The organism is Cytobacillus firmus (assembly GCF_023657595.1).
Lineage (GTDB): Bacteria > Bacillota > Bacilli > Bacillales > Cytobacillaceae > Cytobacillus > Cytobacillus firmus_B.
On sequence record NZ_CP098323.1, the window covers coordinates 2,116,028 to 2,133,590 of the forward strand.

Here is a 17,563-nt window from a genome sequence, read left to right on the forward strand (position 1 = left end):
TAAAAACCATTTATTTACTTCAACATGTAAGCGTATACATAAGGTGTGTAAGCTATCAGCAAGCTGATAGTTAAATAAAGTAGTATAGGGGGTCATATAATGAAAAAATCGTTGAAAGCTTTTTCTTTATTAATGGCTGCAGGCATGCTTGTTTTGAGCGGCTGCGGACAGGAGAAATCCAGTGGTTCTTCTTCAGAAGGTAATGAAAAGAAGCAGCAGTACACAATTGGCATTACACAATTTGTCGAGCATCCTTCCCTGGATGCAGCGACAGAGGGATTTAAAAAAGCTTTGGAAGATGAGGGATTTAAAGAAGGCGATAATGTAAAATTTGATTTCCAAAATGCTCAGGCGGATATGAACAATACCCAGACGATCGCTAATAATTTTGTCGGTGATAAAGTAGATATGATTTTTGCAAATGCTACTCCAAGTGCTGTTAGTGCTCTTAATGCGACTAAAGATATTCCAATTCTCTTTACATCTGTTACAGATCCTGTTGGAGCCGGTCTTGTTGAATCATTTGATCAGCCTGGAGACAATATTACAGGCACAACAGATAACCACCCGGAAGGAACGGCAAAAACGATTGATTTTATGATTGATGAAGCGGGTGTTAAAAATATTGGCATCATCTACAATTCCGGAGAGCAAAATTCCGAGGTTCAGGTTAAACAGGTGAAAGATCTTGCAGAACCAAAAGGAGCCAAGATTGTTGAAGCCTCTGTTTCAACCTCTGCAGAAGTAAAACAGGCTGCCGACTCCCTTGTTGGAAGGGTGGATGCCATCTATATCCCTACGGATAATACAGTTGTGTCTGCTTTGGAATCGGTTATCTCTGTCGCTGACAGCAAAAAAATTCCTTTATTCGTCGGTGAGCTTGATTCCATGAAACGCGGAGCTATAGCAGCCAGCGGATTCAACTACTTTGATCTTGGTTACCAGACAGGCAAAATGGCAGCTGAGATCTTAAAAGGAAACAAAAAGCCTTCTGAAATTCCGGTTGAGCTTCCTGGAAGCCTGAAACTGGTCATCAATAAAAAAGCAGCTGAAGCACAGGGACTGGAAGTAAAAGAGGAATGGGCTGATTTCGCAGAGTTCCATGAAGAGTAGGAAAATCCGCCGGCTGGAAATGCAAATATCCGGCCGGCTGCTTTTTAAGCTAAAACAAAATAAAGGGTGTGATTCTTAGTGTTTACAGCGATATTCGGTGCATTCGAGTCAGGGGTTATCTACGCAATTATGGCACTTGGAGTATATCTTTCGTTCAGGGTCCTGGACTTTCCGGATTTAACGGTCGATGGAAGCTTTGTGACTGGAGCAGCTGTAGCTGCAACCATGATTGTCAGCGGGGCTAATCCTTTTCTTGCTACGGTCACTGCATTATTTGCTGGTTTTATTGCCGGCTGCCTAACGGGTATTATTCATACTTTTGGAAAAATTAATGCTCTGTTATCTGGAATCCTGATGATGATTGCCCTGTATTCGATAAACCTTCGTATCATGGGTAAATCAAATGTTCCTCTCCTGAACACAGAAACAGCCATTACACATGTAAGAGATTTTTGGGATAAAACAGGAATCGATTCTTTTTTCAATTCTATTTTGTCCATGGTAGGGCTGGGCGACAGCCTCCCGAGAACATGGGGCATTATTCTCTTTATGCTGGTTGTCACATTGGCTATAAAATTTTTGACAGATCGCTTTCTTCAGACTGAGATTGGTTTAGCTTTAAGGGCTACTGGTGACAACAAGAGGATGATCCGCAGTCTTTCTGCCAATACCAACATGATGGTGATTTTGGGGCTTGGCCTTTCCAATGCAATGGTCGCTTTCTCAGGAGCACTGATTGCCCAGCAGGGCGGATTCGCCGATGTTGGTATGGGTATCGGAATGATTATTATCGGACTGGCTTCAGTTATTATCGGTGAAGCCTTGTTTGGAACAAAAACAATTGCCAGAACGACTTTAGCGGTCATTGGCGGAGCAATTATCTATCGTATCGTGGTTACTATGGCGCTAAGGGTAGAGTTCCTTGAGCCGGGTGATATGAAGCTGATTACAGCAACTATCGTCATCCTTGCATTAATAATGCCGAAGATTATTGACCGCACGAAGGAGAAGAAACGGAAAGCTAAAAGACTGGCAGGAAGCATGAACATAAGTGAATTGCCATCAGGCAGAAAGGGTGAGACTGGTGCTGCAATTAAATCAGATTCATAAAGTCTTCAATGAAGGGACACCAGATGAAAAGATTGCACTTGATACGATCAATCTAACATTGAATGAGGGAGACTTTGTCACAGTCATCGGAAGTAATGGGGCAGGGAAATCCACTTTAATGAATATTATTTCGGGCGTCATGATACCTGATGTGGGGTCTGTGTTTATCGACAGTCAAAATGTCACAGGCATGTCGGAATATAACCGGGCAAAGCTTATAGGCAGGGTTTTTCAGGATCCGATGGCTGGCACTGCCCCGTCCATGACAATTGAAGAAAATCTGGCCATGGCGTTTTCAAGGAATAAAACAAGAACATTACGAAAAGGTGTGACGAAAAAGCGCAGGGATTATTTCCGTGAAGTTCTTGAAAGCCTTCATCTTGGCCTTGAAGACCGTTTAAATGCTAAGGTCGGTTTATTATCAGGAGGAGAACGGCAGGCACTTTCATTATTAATGGCAACCTTCACAGAGCCTTCCATTCTTTTGCTGGATGAACATACAGCTGCCCTCGACCCGGCACGTGCAGAGCTTATTACAAATCTCACAAAAGAAATTGTTCAAAAGTATAATTTAACAACCTTAATGGTCACACATAATATGCAGCAGGCGCTGGATTTAGGAAACAGACTGATTATGATGGATAAAGGCCAGATTATACTTGAAGTAGATGATGGACAGAAACAGCATTTGACAATTGAACAGCTGTTGAATGAATTTCAGCGAATCCGCGGAACAAAAATGGCAAGTGATCGTGCACTGCTTTCTTAAAATAATAAAAAGGATTAGCCAATTTGCCGGTTAATCCTTTTTACATGGATCAAATCAAAAGAATTTTTAAAGTTTTTACAATTTATTGACTATTCATTTAACGTAATGGTATCATATCGTTAAATAAACGTCATACATATTTATAATCAAAAAGGGAGGGGTGTTATGAAACCTGGGCTGCAAATTGGGAACCAGGCAGTTATCCGTGCAGTGGTCTCACCTGAAATGTTCGCACAATTTGAAGGAGAGGTCATTCATCCTGTCTATTCCACTGTAACCATGATCTATCACATGGAGTGGGCCTCCCGACTCCTGATCACCCCCTATTTGGATGAGGAAGAAGAAGGGATGGGTGGAGCTGTTTCTGCCAGGCATTTATCTCCGTCACCTGAAGGATCCTCCATTGTTATAACAGCTACCGTATCCAAGCTGGAAGGAAATTCAGTTTACTCAACTGTATCCGTCCATAATGGAGAAAACCTTGCTGGCGAAGGTGAAGTCAAACAGGTGATTCTGAAGAAAAGCAGGATTGCACAGTTGTTAAAGAAAGATTAAAAGAATAGCAGTATCAGAGTTACAAAAAAGGGATTTTAATTAAATTATATTGTAAGCGCTACCATATATAAAGGGGAGAACGAAATGACAGATATGTTTCAAAAAATTAAAGACCATGAACAGGTCGTATTCTGCAACGATGAATCTACCGGACTAAAGGCAATCATTGCTATCCACAGCACAAGGCTGGGGCCGGCATTGGGAGGCTGCCGCATGTTTCCGTATAAAAGCGTTGATGATGCCCTTGAGGATGTCCTCCGATTATCAAAAGGCATGACCTATAAATGTGCGGCTAGTGATTGTGACTTCGGAGGCGGGAAGGCTGTCATTATCGGGGATCCATTAAAAGATAAAACACCTGAGCTGTTCCGTGCTTTTGGCCAATTTGTTGAATCATTGAACGGACGCTTCTATACAGGAACAGACATGGGTACTTCTACAGAGGATTTCGTTCATGCACTAAAGGAAACGAATTGCATTGTGGGGGTTGATGAGGTTTATGGGGGAAGCGGCGATTCTTCTGTACCAACAGCGCAGGGTGTTATTTACGGCCTCCAGGCAACAAATAAAGCACTGAGCGGAACAGACGACCTTTCAGGCAAGAGTTATGCCATTCAGGGACTTGGCAAAGTGGGGTATAAAGTCGCAGAAAGGCTGCTGGAGGAAGGGGCAGATTTATTTGTGACAGATATCAGCCAGCAGGCAATCGACCAGCTCCTCAGCAAGGCGAAAGAAATTGGTGCCGGTGTGAAGGTTTTATCCAGCAATGAGATATATGAGGCCGAGGCAGACTTTTTTGTTCCTTGTGCAATGGGAGGCATCATTAATGATGACACAATCGACTTGCTTAAAGTAAAAGCAATTGTAGGCTCTGCCAATAACCAGCTAATGGATATACGCCATGGCCAAATCCTAAAAGATAAGGGAATTTTATACGCACCTGATTATATTGTAAATGCAGGGGGATTAATCCAGGTCGCAGATGAATTATATACACCTAATAAAGAAAGGGTACTCCGCAAAACGAAAGCTATTTATAACTCTCTTCTGAACATCTACGAACATGCTGAAGCAAATGGAATTACAACAGTTGAAGCATCCAACCAATTCTGCGAGAGCCGCATTGAAGCACGCACACGCAGAAACAGCTTTTTCTCCCATATGAAACGCCCGAAGTGGGCAGTAAGAACCTAATTTTTTTGCTTGGATAACAATATTTGTACCGTATAAAAGTTATTAAAATAATTTACCAGCCAAAGGGTGAGAAGATGGAAAATCACTTTCCGATCAGGCGAATAATGAACGAAAATGGAACGATCATCAATTCTGATTATAAAGAAAAAGTAACTGAAAAGATCGTAAAAGAGTTTTATAGACATATGGTAAGAATCCGTACTTTTGACCGCAAAGCTATTTCACTTCAGCGGCAGGGCAGGATAGGCACATATGCTCCTTATGAAGGTCAGGAGGCTTCCCAGGTCGGAACTGCTGTTGCGCTGGGGGAGAGCGATTGGATGTTTCCTACCTATCGCGACCACGGAGCAGCTATGACCTTTGGCCACTCACTGCGAAACATCCTGTTGTTTTGGAACGGAAGAAATGAAGGGTGTGTGCCGCCTGACGGAAAGAAGATCTTCCCTCCAGGCATTCCGATTGCGACACAAATCCCTCATGCAGCAGGAGCTGCATTCGCAGAAAGGAAAAAAGGCACTGCCAATGCTGCTATTGCTTATTTTGGTGATGGTGCAACCTCAGAGGGAGATTTCCATGAAGGCTTAAATTTTGCCAGCGTATTTAAAGCTCCGGTTGTCTTTTTTAATCAGAACAATCAATACGCCATTTCTGTACCGCTTGAGAAGCAGATGAATACAAAAACGATTGCCCAGAAAGCCCTGGCATATGATATTCCAGGAGTCAGGATTGATGGGAATGATGTTTTCATGGTTTATTTTGAAACACTAAAAGCCTTAGAGCGGGCCCGTAAAGGTGAAGGGCCGACACTCATTGAAGCCATGACATGGAGATATGGTGCACACACTACTGCAGATGACCCATCCAAATACCGCGATCAATCGGAAAGCAATAGCAGAAGACAGGAGACTGACCCTATTTTAAGGCTGGAACGCTGGATGAAAAATGAAGGAATATTTGATGAGATTTGGCAAAAGGCAATAGAAGAGGAAGCAGCAGCTGAAATAGACAAAGCTGTAGATGAAATGGAGGATTTTCCTCCTGTAGATCCTGCTGTTATTTTTGACTATGTCTTTGCTGAGCCTACTTGGCAAATCAAGCAGCAAAAAGAAGAGTATCTGAAGCTGATTGGAGGCGGCCGTTAATGAAAACAGCAGTTGGAGCAAAAACCATGACATTAGTGCAAGCCATTACGGATGCTTTAGATACTATGCTGAATGAAAAGGAAGAGGTTTTGCTGCTGGGCGAGGATATCGGCAGGAACGGCGGAGTTTTCCGTGCAACCGATGGTCTCCAGGCTAAGTACGGCGAAGGCCGTGTTATCGATACGCCTTTAAGTGAAGCCGGTTTTGTCGGAGCGGGGATTGGAATGGCTGTGAATGGATTTTTACCGGTGATCGAAATTCAGTTTCTTGGCTTTATCTATCCTGCATATGAACAGATCATGACCCATGCTTCAAGGCTCCGGATGCGGACAATGGGACATTTTACTGTTCCGATGGTAATAAGGGCTCCATATGGAGCGGGGGTTAGGGCTCCGGAAATTCACTGTGATTCAACAGAAGCTATTTTCACTCACATGCCCGGCATCAAGGTCGTCTGCCCATCCAGCCCTTATGACGCCAAAGGACTGCTGATTGCTGCGATTGAAGACCCGGATCCAGTTCTGTTTCTTGAGCCGATGCGCTGCTATCGTTCGGCCAGAGAGGAAGTGCCTGAAGGGAAGTATACAGTTGAAATAGGAAAAGGCAAAAAACTCATGGATGGGGACGATGTAACGGTCATCACGTGGGGAGCCATGGTGCCAGAGGCTATGAAAGCGGCAAAGCAGATGAAAGAAAATAACGTACATTGTGATGTAATTGATTTAAGAACCCTATTTCCACTGGATAAAGACATGATTGCAGAATCTGTCCAAAAGACAGGGAGAACAGTTATTGTCCATGAAGCTCATGCCACCGGCGGAGTCGGAAATGATGTGCTTGCCATCATTAATGATACATCCTTTTTATATCAGAAAGCACCTGTTGAACGGGTTACTGGATTTGATGCGCCAGTTCCATACTTTGGTTTTGAGGACCATTACCTGCCAACTCCGGCAAGGATTCAGCAGGCAATAGAAAAAGTAATGAAGTTTTAGGAGGGGAAGCCGTGGAGGTGAAACTGCACGATATTGGTGAAGGAATGACGGAAGCAGATATTAATTGCTTTTTAGTTAAGCCGGGGGATGCAGTCAAAGCAGACGATCCGCTTGTTGAAGTACAGACTGATAAAATGACTGCTGAAATACCTGCCCCGAAAGCAGGCATTATTAAGGAATTTACAGTGCAGCCTGGCGATACGGTTAAAGTGGGTTCGACCATTTTAATTTTAGAATCTGCTGGTGAGGAAGGCGCTGAAAAAGAGAATGCTGTTTCTATTCCTGTTTACACACATTCGCCGCAGAAGCAAAACCATTCTTTTGTGGCATTCAAAGGAAATCGGGTTCTTGCTTCTCCTTTCACAAGAAAAATAGCGCGCGATAATGACATTGATATTGAGAAAATCATAGGAACAGGTCCTGCTGGCCGTATTTTAGATGAAGACATCTATCAATACATAGCTTCTCTTCAGACGAAGCCGGCCCATGATGAACAGGAACAAGCAACTTTGAATGAAAACATAAAAAGTCCCCCTGCTGAGAAAGAGATCATTCCGTTCAGGGGCAGACGGAAGCAGATTGCCAGGAAAATGGCACAATCACTCTTTACCATTCCCCATTGTACCCATTTTGAAGAAATCGATGTAACCGAGCTGATTGCTTTCAGAAAAGAGCTTAAGCTTCTAAACCTAAATATATCTGCTACAGCCTTTTTCCTGAAGGCTTTATCAATTTGCCTGAAGGAATTTCCTGTGTTTAATGCAGTGCTGCATGAAGAAAAGGAAGAAATACATTTGGCAGGTGAACATCATATCGGTATTGCGGTTGATACGGACGAAGGTCTAATCGTTCCGGTCATAAAGCATGTCGAAAATAAAACAATTAGAGAAATTCATGCAGAAATGAAAAATCTGACGGAAAAAGCAGTGGAGAATAAGCTTACTGTTAAAGAAATTTCTGAGGGGACTTTTACAATCAGCAATGTGGGGCCTCTTGGCGGAAGCTTTGGAGCAACTCCGATTATCCAGCATCCGCAAACCGCTTTGGTATCTTTCCATAAAACAAAAAAGATGCCTGTTGTGACCGATGATGACCAGATTGTCATTCGGTCAATGATGAATATATCAATGTCTTTTGATCATAGAGTTGCAGACGGGGCGACAGCTGTACGCTTTACAAACCGCTTTGCTGAATTGATTAAAAATCCGAAAATGCTTGTTCTGGAGATGGTATAAATGGTAGTTGGAGAACTGGCACATGAGCGTGATGTCATCGTAATCGGCGGCGGCCCCGGGGGCTATCATGCCGCAATCCGCGCTGCACAGCTGGGGCGAAATGTTACATTAGTTGAACAGGATCAGCTTGGCGGGATCTGTTTAAATAAAGGGTGCATACCTTCCAAGATTCTCACACAGTCTGCTGAAAAATTCACTTCATTCCAGGAAGGGGAAAATTGGGGGCTTGAAGGAGGAAATATTTCATTAAACTTAAACAAGCTCCAGGAATACAAGCAGAAGAAAATTAAGCAGCTCCGGGCAGGAATTGAAGCCCTCTGTCAAGCTAATAAAATAGAAGTTCTTAATGGTTCAGCCTTTTTTCTGTCAGAGGATAAGATTGGGATCGAAAAAGGAGACCAATTTGACGTTTTCCGATTTCAAAATGCCATCATTGCGACCGGCGGCAGACCGGAAAAACCTCTTTGGTTCAGAGAAATAAGTGAATTAGTATTCGATCAGCATTCCATTTCAAATTTGAGTGAAATACCCGATAAACTATTAATCTATGGCAATGATTACATTGCCCTCGAAATAGGTATGGCCTATCAGGCACTGGGATCTAAAGTGACTCTGATCCTCGAAGATGGAAAAGAGGATTTTGATTTTGATCAGTCCATTTGCCGGGAACTGAAGAGGATATTAAAAAAGAAAAAAATAGATATTGTAAGAAATTCGGATGTATTGGGACTTGAGCATAATGAAGGAATGTTAACAGTAACTTTTGAGAGTAAAGGAAAAAGAGAAACCATTTCAGGCACACATCTATTTGTTTCATCTTCCATTCGGCCAAACACTGACCAGCTGGGACTCTCCCGTATAGGGGTGGAGCAATGTGAAGCAGGGTTTATTAAGGTTGACCGTCAAAGCCGGACAACACAGAAACATATTTTCGCAGTCGGTGATGTAACAGAAGGTCCTGCACTTGCGGTAAAAGCTATTAAACAAGGAAAAACAGCCGCTGAAGCAATTGCGGGAATTAAATCGGAATCAGATTTTCACTTCATTCCGATTGCTGCACATACACAGCCTCCTATTGCGTGTGCGGGGTTAACGGAACAGGAAGCCATTAACATGGGCTATGACATTGAAATTGGTGTATCCTCATTATCTGCCAACGGATTCAGCACATTGAGCGGGAAAAAAGATGGATTTATAAAAGTGATCAGCTGCAGGAAAAAACAAGTTCTTCTGGGGATCCACATGGTAGGCTCCGGAGCAATAGAATTAATTTCAGCTGGAATTACTGCATTGGAAATGGGAGCAAGGGATGAAGATTTAATTTTCCCTAACTACCCGCATCCAAGTATAAATGAAGGCTTGCTGGAAGCTGTAGAAGCTTTAAAGAATTTGGCTGTTCACATACCGCCCCTAAGCAAAAAAACGCAAAAAATAAAAGTATAAATTCCTTTAATGCAGAAGTGCATTATAGCTTTAACTTGAACTCTTGAGAACATTTACACGTTTCCTATATGATGAATTCAAAATATTATTAATATTAAAACGGAGGGGTTAGCATGCAAAATGAAAAATTGTTGAAGGAACAGAAGGTAGCCGATTTCTTTCCTGTGAAGGAGGTAGATTATTTAGAAATCTATACAGGAAATGCAAAACAATCCTGCCATTATTTCTGCACAGCTTTCGGTTTTAAGCCAGTTGCTTATTCCGGTCTGGAAACCGGCAATAGAGAAACAGTCTCTTATGTCCTTCAGCAGAGAAAGATTCGCCTGGTGATCACAGGAACATTAAATGACAGTTCCAGAGTTTCAAATTTCATTCATAAGCATGGAGATGGTGTAAAAGATATAGCATTAACTGTTGATGATGTTGAAAAGGCATACAAAGCAGCGGTTGAAAGAGGTGCAATCGAAATACAGCCTCCAGCTGAGATAAAAGACGAATACGGCACGGTCAAAAAGGCAGTTATTGGTACATATGGAGATACCATTCATACACTTGTTGAACGGAATGATTATAAAGGGGTATTCATGCCTGGCTTTGAGCCTTATCAAACTGAAGTTCCATTTGAGGATGCAGGTTTTATCGGCGTCGACCATGTTGTTGGAAATGTAGAGAGAATGGAGGAATGGGTGAATTATTATGCAAATGTAATGGGCTTTAAGGAAATGAAGCACTTTACAGATAAAGACATTACAACAGAATATTCCGCTCTGATGTCCAAGGTTATGCATAATGGAGGCAGAATTAAGTTCCCAATTAACGAGCCTGCAGAAGGGAAGCGCAAATCCCAGATTGAAGAATACCTTGAATACTACAACGGGGCTGGAGTACAGCATCTGGCCATTCTGACAGAAGATATTGTCAGCACTGTCAGCATCCTTCGCAAAAATGGGGTAGAGTTCTTAAGCACTCCAGATTCTTATTATGAAATGCTTTCTGAGCGCGTAGGGAAAATTGATGAAGAGATCGACAAATTGAAGGAATTAAATATTCTCGTTGACCGCGATGACGAAGGCTATCTGCTTCAAATTTTCACAAAACCAATCGTAGACCGTCCGACCTTATTCATTGAAATCATTCAGCGTAAAGGTGCCAGAGGGTTTGGTGAAGGCAACTTTAAAGCACTCTTTGAATCTATTGAACGTGAGCAGGAAAGACGGGGGAATTTATAACTTTTCAGCTTAAAAGGGAGAAAGCATTTCTCCCTTTTTTAATAAATTTTAGAAGGAGGCAGACCAGATGGCTAGAATCCAGACAAAAAGCGCTGTGGAAAAGATTGTTTCTTATCCGCTTGGCAGCTCGCCGGAAGAGATCAAAGAAAAGTACAATTTAATGGCTGTCCGGAAAATGTCTGATAATGAAAATGTGTATGGCTGTTCACCCGAAGTCAGGAACAGCATCAGCAAAGCGATGAACAGTCTTTACTTTTACCCGGATGGCACTGTTTCCCTCCTCAAACGCAAGCTGGCCGGATTCTATAATATAAGTGAAGATAACTTTCTGGTCAGCAATGGTTCAGAAGAGATCATCCGATTATTGACTAGAGCATACATAAGTGCTGGAGATGAAGCTGTCATGGCTCAGAATACATTTCCACGATATGAAACAAACGTCCTTATTGAAGGAGGCAGTGCGATAACAGTACCGCTGCAAAATGGAACACATAACTTAAGAGCCATGTATGAGAAGATGAATGAAAAAACAAAGATGGTGTTTATCTGCAATCCCAACAATCCTACAGGAACCATAGTCGGAAAAACAGAACTGCTGCAATTCATTGATAAAGTTCCTTCAAACATCCTGATTATTCTTGATGAAGCATACTATGAATATGTGAATTCCGAGGATTATCCTGACTCTATTCCGCTTCTTGCACAGAGGCCTAACTTAATCATCCTAAGGACTTTCTCCAAAATCTATGGTCTTGCAGGACTCCGTGTCGGCTATGGAATCATGCATCGGGAGATCGTGAATGACCTTCATAAGGTAAAAGATGTATTTAATGTCAACCACCTGGCACAGGCAGCGGCTTCTGCAGCACTAAATGATCAGGACTTTATAAAGGATTGTGCACAAAAAAATGCCGAAGAGATGAAATTTGTGTGCCAAAAACTAACTGAATTACATGTCGGCTATTTTCCTTCCCAAACTAATTTTATGTATATTTTCAGCCAGCTTCCTATTGCAGACAACTTGATTGCAAATGGCTTGGTTGTCCGGAAAATGAAGCTTGACGGCTATCTTGATGCTTTTCGGATGACGTTAGGAACAAGGGAAGATAATGAAGCGGCATTGGCTGTGATAAACAAACTTCTGAATGAAAAGGCGGTGTAGGGCATATGGAATTAAATCCACAGAGTCTCGAGTGGAAAGACGCATATAAGCTGATGGTTGGCTCAATTCTGCCGCGTCCCATTGCGTTTGTTACCACTATGGACACAGATGGAAATGTTAATGCAGCTCCATTCAGCTTTTTTACAGCCATATGTGCAGATCCGATGCTGATTTGCTTTTCACCTATGCGAAAAGGGACAGATGGCTCTAAGAAAGATACGCTTGCTAATATTGAAGCCACTAAGGAATTCGTTATTAACATCGTCAGTGAAGACTTTACTGAAAAGATGAATATTTGTGCAGCGGATTATCCGGCTGGTATAGACGAACTGGACGCAGCGGGTCTCGAAAAAGAAAAAAGTGCCTCTGTTAAGCCTCCTAGGGTTAAAGAATCAAAAGTCCACTTAGAATGCAGTCTCTATCAGGTACTTCACTTTGGAGAACAACCCGGTTCAGGAAGTCTGGTAATTGGAAAAGTGGAGCATGTGCATGTTGCTGAAGAGCTTTACGAAAATGGAAGGATTAATTCCGAAAAGCTGAAGCCTGTTGGCCGGATGGCAGGACATATCTATACGAGGCCAATGACTGATGTATTTGAATTGATCCGAAAAACGGACCCAAGGTGATGCTATGAAATTCATAACCTTTCGAAAACCGGATGGATCTATAAGAGCGGGCTGGCTGAAGAATGAGGAGTATGCTGTTGATATGCATGAAGCGACCAATGGTGTTCTGCCCAAAACAATGCTGGCATTCCTTGAGAATCATGAGTTTTTTATGGAGTACCTATCTTCCAGCAAAAAACTGAAGAACACGGATAAAGGGGTATATCCTTTATCCGAAGTGAACTTAATGGCTCCACTGCCAAATCCAAAAAGCTTTCGGGATTTCTATGCTTTTGAAGAACACGTGAAAACGGCAAGAGATAACCGCGGACTTGATATGATACCCGAATGGTATGAAATACCCGTCTTTTATTTTTCAAATCATCTGAGCATTAAGGGTCCAAATGAAGAAATTTCGCGTCCCAAGCATTGTGAATGGCTTGATTACGAGCTCGAAATTGCCTGTATTATCGGCAAAGAAGGAAAGGATATTAAAGCTGCCGAAGCGGATGATTATATATTTGGGTATTGCATCCTGAATGATTGGAGTGCAAGAGATATTCAGCGAAAAGAAATGAAGGTAGGTCTTGGCCCTGCCAAAGGGAAGGATTTTGCCACTTCTGTCGGGCCATATATCGTTACAAAGGATGAGCTTGAGAATTTCCGTGTTGAAAATGGCTATGATTTGCTGATGACAGCAAAAGTCAACGGAACTCTTCTTTCAGAAGGGAATATGCAGGATATCTACTATTCCTTTTACGAAATGCTTGAGCGGGCTTCAGATGGTGTAACACTCTGCCCAGGTGAAATGATAAGCTCCGGGACTGTTGGCAGCGGCTGCATCCTTGAGCTGGGCACCGATGTGCACCGCTGGCTTAAGCCTGGAGATGAGGTTGAGCTTGAAATTGGCAATCTCGGAATATTAAAAAATCGGATCGCAAATGAGTGAGGTGGAAATATGTTTTATCGTCAAATGGGGAAAATCCCGCACAAACGCCATACAACCTTCAAAAAATCGGATGGAACTCTATTCAGGGAACAGGTAATGGGAACAAAAGGTTTTTCCGGCACCCAATCCATTCTTTATCATCACTATATGCCGACAGAAGTAGCACGAACTGAACTGATCGGAAAATATGTTCCAGAGTATGAAGATCAGGGGAGCTTAAAGCATAGGCATTTGTTTACAGATCAAATTGAAAAGAAAGGGGATGCACTTTCAGCAAGGGAATATCTGCTCGGGAATGATGACCTTTTAATAGGCACCATAAATATTACTGAGCCCATGAAAAGCTTTTACCGGAATGGCGATGGAGATGAGATGCTCTACATTCACTATGGAACCGGAAAAGTTGAGACCATGTTCGGAACTTTATCCTATCGTCCTGGAGACTATGTCATTATTCCGATTGGCACTATTTACCGCGTAATTCCGGATAAAGAGCAGATGACTAAAGTGCTCCTTGTTGAGTCTTTCAGCCAGATTACAACACCAAGAAGATACCGGAATGAGTATGGGCAGCTGCTTGAACATAGTCCATTTTGCGAACGGGATATCAGGGGACCGGAAACACTGGAAACATATGATCAAAAAGGAGAATATGAAATTATCACGAAAACCAGGGGATATTTGCATTCTCATATTCTGAATCATCACCCGCTTGATGTGGAGGGCTGGGACGGCTATCTTTATCCGTGGGTCTTTAATATAGAAGATTTTGAACCGATTACCGGAAGGGTGCATCAGCCTCCGCCGGTCCATCAGACATTTGAAGGCCATAACTTTGTTGTGTGTTCCTTTGTTCCCAGATTATATGACTATCATCCAGAGGCCATCCCTGCCCCTTACTATCACAGCAATGTCAACAGTGATGAACTGCTGTACTATGTGGAAGGCAATTTCATGAGCAGGAAGGGGATTAGAGAAGGCTCCATCACCCTTCATCCAAGCGGGATTCCACATGGCCCTCACCCTGGAAAAACAGAAGCCAGCATAGGGAAAAAGGAAACTCTTGAGCTTGCTGTTATGATTGATACATTCAAGCCGTTAAAGCTGGTGAAACACGCTAATCTAATAGAAGATGAGAAGTACATGTTTACTTGGGTGGAGTAGAAAAAAAGCACTTTCCTTTCGGAGAGTGCTTTTTTAACTTGCGTTCTGCCAAATAATGGCTAGAGTTCCCTCGCCGGCATGTGCAGCGATCGTTGAACTAATATCACCAATGAAAATATCGAGGCGCGGAAAATGGGACTTTATTTCTTCGGCCAGCTCCTCCGCATTTGCAGGCACATTCCCATGCATGATTTGAACCTGGGGGATTGTGTGGTTTTCATATGAATTCCCAAGCAATTCTATCATTCTTTTGATTGCTTTTTTTTCTGAACGGACTTTATCAAACAGTTCAAACTCCCCATCCCGGTTAATGCGGATAATTGGCTTTATTTTTAATATGCTTCCCAGCAGGTATTGTGTGCCTGACATTCTGCCGCCCTTATAAAATTGCTCAAGGCTTCCAAGCAATATATAATTCTCGGATTTCTCTGTCTCACTTTGCAGGATATCTGCAATTTTATGCGCCGGCATATCATTTTCAGCAAGCTTTAATCCTTTATTGATCAATGTTGTAATAGCATAAGACATACATTTAGAATCGACTGTGAAAATAGGAAACTCTGCCAGCTCTGCTCCGGCTATACAGCTATTTAGCGTGCCGCTAAGCTTGCTGGATACATGAACAGCAACTGCAGCATCATATTCCGGCTTCAATGATTCAAATAGTTCCGCAAATTTTCCGGCGGAGGGCTGTGAAGTTTTAGGAACTTCTTTTTCATTGCGAATCCGGCTATACAGCTGATCTGTATTTAAATCAATACCATCTTCATAGGATTCCTCACCGAATGTAATAGTTAGAGGAACCACATAAACGTCAGGATGTCCCAGCATCTCCTTAGTAACATAGGCTGTGCTGTCTGTAATCCAGGCAATTTTCTTTTTTATCATAAATGTTTTAAGTCCTTTGTCAATTATTTTGGAATAAATTGAACCGCTTCCATTATTGAAAACTCCCCTCATTATACACGAATAGACCATTACCTGTATTGCTTTTTAGTGATCCATTTATAGGAAATATCCTGTGTATGTCAGTTAGAAGTATATATGGAGCACTTGAAGGCAAATAAGAATCTTTTGTGAACAATGAATGTAATGATAAAAAGTATCTTAAAATGAAAAAATCCCCTGCGTGGCAGGGGAGAGTCCTTAATCTTTATTAAAAAACTTTCGTAGTCCAATCCTCACAATTCCAAATATCGGTCGCAATTTCACGATAGAAATCAGGTTCGTGGGAAACCATCAGGATACTTCCGCGGTATGCCTTTAAAGCACGCTTTAATTCTTCTTTTGCATCCACATCCAAGTGATTGGTAGGTTCGTCCAGAATTAATAAATTCGTTTCTGTGTTTAATATTTTACACAATCGAACCTTCGCTTTTTCGCCACCAGAAAGGACTTCGACTTTACTTTCAATATGTTTCGTCGTTAATCCGCATTTTGCAAGAGCAGCACGAACTTCAGCCTGATTCATACTTGGGAACTCGCTCCAGATTTCTTCAATACAAGTGTTATAGTTGGACTGTTTAACTTCCTGTTCGAAGTAACCGATGTGTTGATACTCACCGCGTTCCACTATACCCGAAATTGGATTAATCAAGCCAAGAATACTTTTTAACAGAGTAGATTTACCAATACCGTTAGCACCCACAAATGCAATTTTTTGTCCGCGTTCCATTTTCAAATTAAGAGGGCGGGAAAGTGGTTCATTGTAACCAATAACAAGATCTTCAGTCGTGAAAATCCAGCGGCTGGCTGCACGAGCTTCTTTGAAAATAAACTCTGGTTTCGGCTTCTCTCTCCCCAATTCAATAATTTCCATTTTGTCGAGCTTCTTTTGACGGGACATCGCCATATTGCGAGTCGCAACACTTGCCTTGTTGCGGGCAACGAAATCCTTTAAATCGGCAATTTCTTGTTGTTGCCGCTTGTATGCAGATTCCAGCTGCTGCTTTTTCATTTCATATACTTTTAAGAAGTTATCATAGTCCCCAGCATAGCGATTCAACTCCTGGTTTTCCATGTGATAGATCAAGTTAACAACACTGTTCAGGAATGGAATATCATGTGAAATCAAAATAAATGCATTCTCATATTCCTGTAAATAGCGCTTCAGCCATTCGATATGCTGTTCATCCAAATAGTTTGTAGGCTCGTCCAGTAATAGGATTTCAGGCTTTTCCAGCAAAAGCTTAGCCAGCAAAACTTTGGTACGCTGCCCACCGCTAAGGTCATCTATATCTCTATCAAGTCCAACTTCGTCTAATCCCAGGCCACGGGCAACTTCCTCAACTTTTGAATTAATTTGATAGAAATCATTACTATCTAAAGTTTCTTGCAGCTCTCCAACTTCTGCAAGTAATGCATCGATATCAGCACCTTCATCACCCATTTTTGCATAAAGTTCATTGATCTCTGTTTCAGCATCAAAAAGATATTGAAAAGCAGTACTTAAAGCTTCACGCATCGTAGTGCCTTTTTTGAGTACAGCATGCTGATCTAAGTAACCAACACGAACTTTTCGTGACCACTCAACTTTCCCCTCGTCGGGCTGCAGCTTCCCGGTAACTATATTCATGAAAGTAGACTTACCCTCACCATTTGCCCCTACTAGCCCAACGTGTTCACCTTTTAAAAGCCGAAAAGACACATCATTGAAAATCGCACGATCACCGAAACCGTGACTTAAGTTTTGTACGTTTAATACGCTCATTTTTTTACCCCTTCTCTAATATTCCATGTGGATATCTTACTAGATTTAAACTGTTTTTTCTATCTAAAGTTATTTCCTGTGAAAAATGCAATTCAATTATTGGGATAAAATGAATTCTGCCCTTATTTAATTATAGGCTCTTTTAAAACTGATGGTTAATTTTATAGCATTGAAAAATAGGCGGGAAG

Annotated in this window: 16 protein-coding genes; 14 read left to right on the forward strand and 2 right to left on the reverse strand. The window is 42.0% G+C overall.

Annotated features, from left to right (window positions below; genetic code table 11):
• Window positions 1-99: 99 nt before the first annotated feature.
• From NAF01_RS10790 to NAF01_RS10855, 14 genes are all read left to right on the forward strand, one after another.
• On the forward strand, window positions 100-1,113 hold the full coding sequence (locus tag NAF01_RS10790; protein ID WP_163141238.1) for an ABC transporter substrate-binding protein: 1,014 nt from the start codon (window positions 100-102) through the stop codon (window positions 1,111-1,113).
• Between the two features lie 78 nt (window positions 1,114-1,191).
• Window positions 1,192-2,223 carry an ABC transporter permease gene (locus NAF01_RS10795; protein WP_048010137.1) on the forward strand — a complete coding sequence of 344 codons (1,032 nt, stop codon included), beginning with the start codon at window positions 1,192-1,194 and terminating at the stop codon, window positions 2,221-2,223.
• Entirely contained in the window at window positions 2,198-2,992 is a 795-nt protein-coding gene (locus NAF01_RS10800) for an ABC transporter ATP-binding protein (RefSeq protein ID WP_163141235.1), read from the forward strand. Before NAF01_RS10795 ends, NAF01_RS10800 begins: the two co-directional genes overlap by 26 nt.
• Before the next feature lie 165 nt (window positions 2,993-3,157).
• Window positions 3,158-3,547, forward strand: a complete 390-nt coding sequence (locus NAF01_RS10805; RefSeq protein WP_048010135.1) for a thioesterase family protein — start codon at window positions 3,158-3,160, stop codon at window positions 3,545-3,547.
• A gap of 84 nt (window positions 3,548-3,631) precedes the next feature.
• The gene (locus NAF01_RS10810) at window positions 3,632-4,741 is read left to right on the forward strand and encodes a Leu/Phe/Val dehydrogenase (protein WP_048010134.1); all 1,110 of its coding nucleotides are present in this window, start codon (window positions 3,632-3,634) and stop codon (window positions 4,739-4,741) included.
• Between the two features lie 74 nt (window positions 4,742-4,815).
• The gene (pdhA, locus tag NAF01_RS10815; RefSeq protein WP_163141232.1) at window positions 4,816-5,883 is read left to right on the forward strand and encodes a pyruvate dehydrogenase (acetyl-transferring) E1 component subunit alpha; all 1,068 of its coding nucleotides are present in this window, start codon (window positions 4,816-4,818) and stop codon (window positions 5,881-5,883) included.
• Window positions 5,883-6,878 (forward strand): alpha-ketoacid dehydrogenase subunit beta, encoded by a 996-nt coding sequence (locus tag NAF01_RS10820; protein ID WP_163141229.1) that lies wholly within the window; start codon window positions 5,883-5,885, stop codon window positions 6,876-6,878. The genes pdhA and NAF01_RS10820 overlap by 1 nt, the downstream gene beginning before the upstream one ends.
• An 11-nt stretch (window positions 6,879-6,889) precedes the next feature.
• Entirely contained in the window at window positions 6,890-8,113 is a 1,224-nt protein-coding gene (locus tag NAF01_RS10825) for a dihydrolipoamide acetyltransferase family protein (protein ID WP_163141226.1), read from the forward strand.
• Complete coding sequence (gene lpdA, locus NAF01_RS10830) at window positions 8,114-9,556, forward strand: dihydrolipoyl dehydrogenase (RefSeq protein ID WP_163141223.1); 1,443 nt, start codon at window positions 8,114-8,116, stop codon at window positions 9,554-9,556. It abuts the gene before it with no gap.
• Between the two features lie 113 nt (window positions 9,557-9,669).
• Complete coding sequence (gene hppD / locus NAF01_RS10835; protein ID WP_250802268.1) at window positions 9,670-10,785, forward strand: 4-hydroxyphenylpyruvate dioxygenase; 1,116 nt, start codon at window positions 9,670-9,672, stop codon at window positions 10,783-10,785.
• Between the two features lie 67 nt (window positions 10,786-10,852).
• Window positions 10,853-11,947: a histidinol-phosphate transaminase gene (gene hisC, locus NAF01_RS10840; protein ID WP_250802269.1), complete on the forward strand. Its 1,095-nt coding sequence runs from the start codon at window positions 10,853-10,855 to the stop codon at window positions 11,945-11,947.
• 5 nt (window positions 11,948-11,952) lie between these two features.
• Window positions 11,953-12,573: a flavin reductase family protein gene (locus NAF01_RS10845; protein ID WP_163141215.1), complete on the forward strand. Its 621-nt coding sequence runs from the start codon at window positions 11,953-11,955 to the stop codon at window positions 12,571-12,573.
• Window positions 12,574-12,577: 4 nt separating this feature from the next.
• Complete coding sequence (locus tag NAF01_RS10850; protein ID WP_250802270.1) at window positions 12,578-13,501, forward strand: fumarylacetoacetate hydrolase family protein; 924 nt, start codon at window positions 12,578-12,580, stop codon at window positions 13,499-13,501.
• A 9-nt stretch (window positions 13,502-13,510) separates the two neighbouring features.
• On the forward strand, window positions 13,511-14,665 hold the full coding sequence (locus NAF01_RS10855) for a homogentisate 1,2-dioxygenase (RefSeq protein WP_250802271.1): 1,155 nt from the start codon (window positions 13,511-13,513) through the stop codon (window positions 14,663-14,665).
• Window positions 14,666-14,698: 33 nt separating this feature from the next.
• Here the strand turns inward: NAF01_RS10855 and NAF01_RS10860 are convergent, their stop codons facing one another.
• Entirely contained in the window at window positions 14,699-15,553 is an 855-nt protein-coding gene (locus NAF01_RS10860; protein WP_163141206.1) for a DegV family protein, read from the reverse strand.
• Between the two features lie 268 nt (window positions 15,554-15,821).
• Window positions 15,822-17,375: an ABC-F family ATP-binding cassette domain-containing protein gene (locus NAF01_RS10865; RefSeq protein ID WP_197215106.1), complete on the reverse strand. Its 1,554-nt coding sequence runs from the start codon at window positions 17,373-17,375 to the stop codon at window positions 15,822-15,824.
• Window positions 17,376-17,563 lie beyond the last annotated feature (188 nt).

Excerpts from the sequence above, each read along its gene's own strand:
- NAF01_RS10790 (WP_163141238.1), top strand. The coding sequence starts at position 100 with ATGAAAAAATCGTTGAAAGCTTTTTCTTTATTAATGGCTGCAGGCATG.
- NAF01_RS10805 (WP_048010135.1), top strand. The coding sequence starts at position 3,158 with ATGAAACCTGGGCTGCAAATTGGGAACCAGGCAGTTATCCGTGCAGTG.
- NAF01_RS10810 (WP_048010134.1), top strand. The coding sequence starts at position 3,632 with ATGACAGATATGTTTCAAAAAATTAAAGACCATGAACAGGTCGTATTC.
- pdhA (WP_163141232.1), top strand. The coding sequence starts at position 4,816 with ATGGAAAATCACTTTCCGATCAGGCGAATAATGAACGAAAATGGAACG.
- NAF01_RS10820 (WP_163141229.1), top strand. The coding sequence starts at position 5,883 with ATGAAAACAGCAGTTGGAGCAAAAACCATGACATTAGTGCAAGCCATT.
- lpdA (WP_163141223.1), top strand. The coding sequence starts at position 8,114 with ATGGTAGTTGGAGAACTGGCACATGAGCGTGATGTCATCGTAATCGGC.
- hppD (WP_250802268.1), top strand. The coding sequence starts at position 9,670 with ATGCAAAATGAAAAATTGTTGAAGGAACAGAAGGTAGCCGATTTCTTT.
- hisC (WP_250802269.1), top strand. The coding sequence starts at position 10,853 with ATGGCTAGAATCCAGACAAAAAGCGCTGTGGAAAAGATTGTTTCTTAT.
- NAF01_RS10845 (WP_163141215.1), top strand. The coding sequence starts at position 11,953 with ATGGAATTAAATCCACAGAGTCTCGAGTGGAAAGACGCATATAAGCTG.
- NAF01_RS10850 (WP_250802270.1), top strand. The coding sequence starts at position 12,578 with ATGAAATTCATAACCTTTCGAAAACCGGATGGATCTATAAGAGCGGGC.
- NAF01_RS10855 (WP_250802271.1), top strand. The coding sequence starts at position 13,511 with ATGTTTTATCGTCAAATGGGGAAAATCCCGCACAAACGCCATACAACC.
- NAF01_RS10860 (WP_163141206.1), bottom strand. The coding sequence starts at position 15,553 with ATGATAAAAAAGAAAATTGCCTGGATTACAGACAGCACAGCCTATGTT.
- NAF01_RS10865 (WP_197215106.1), bottom strand. The coding sequence starts at position 17,375 with ATGAGCGTATTAAACGTACAAAACTTAAGTCACGGTTTCGGTGATCGT.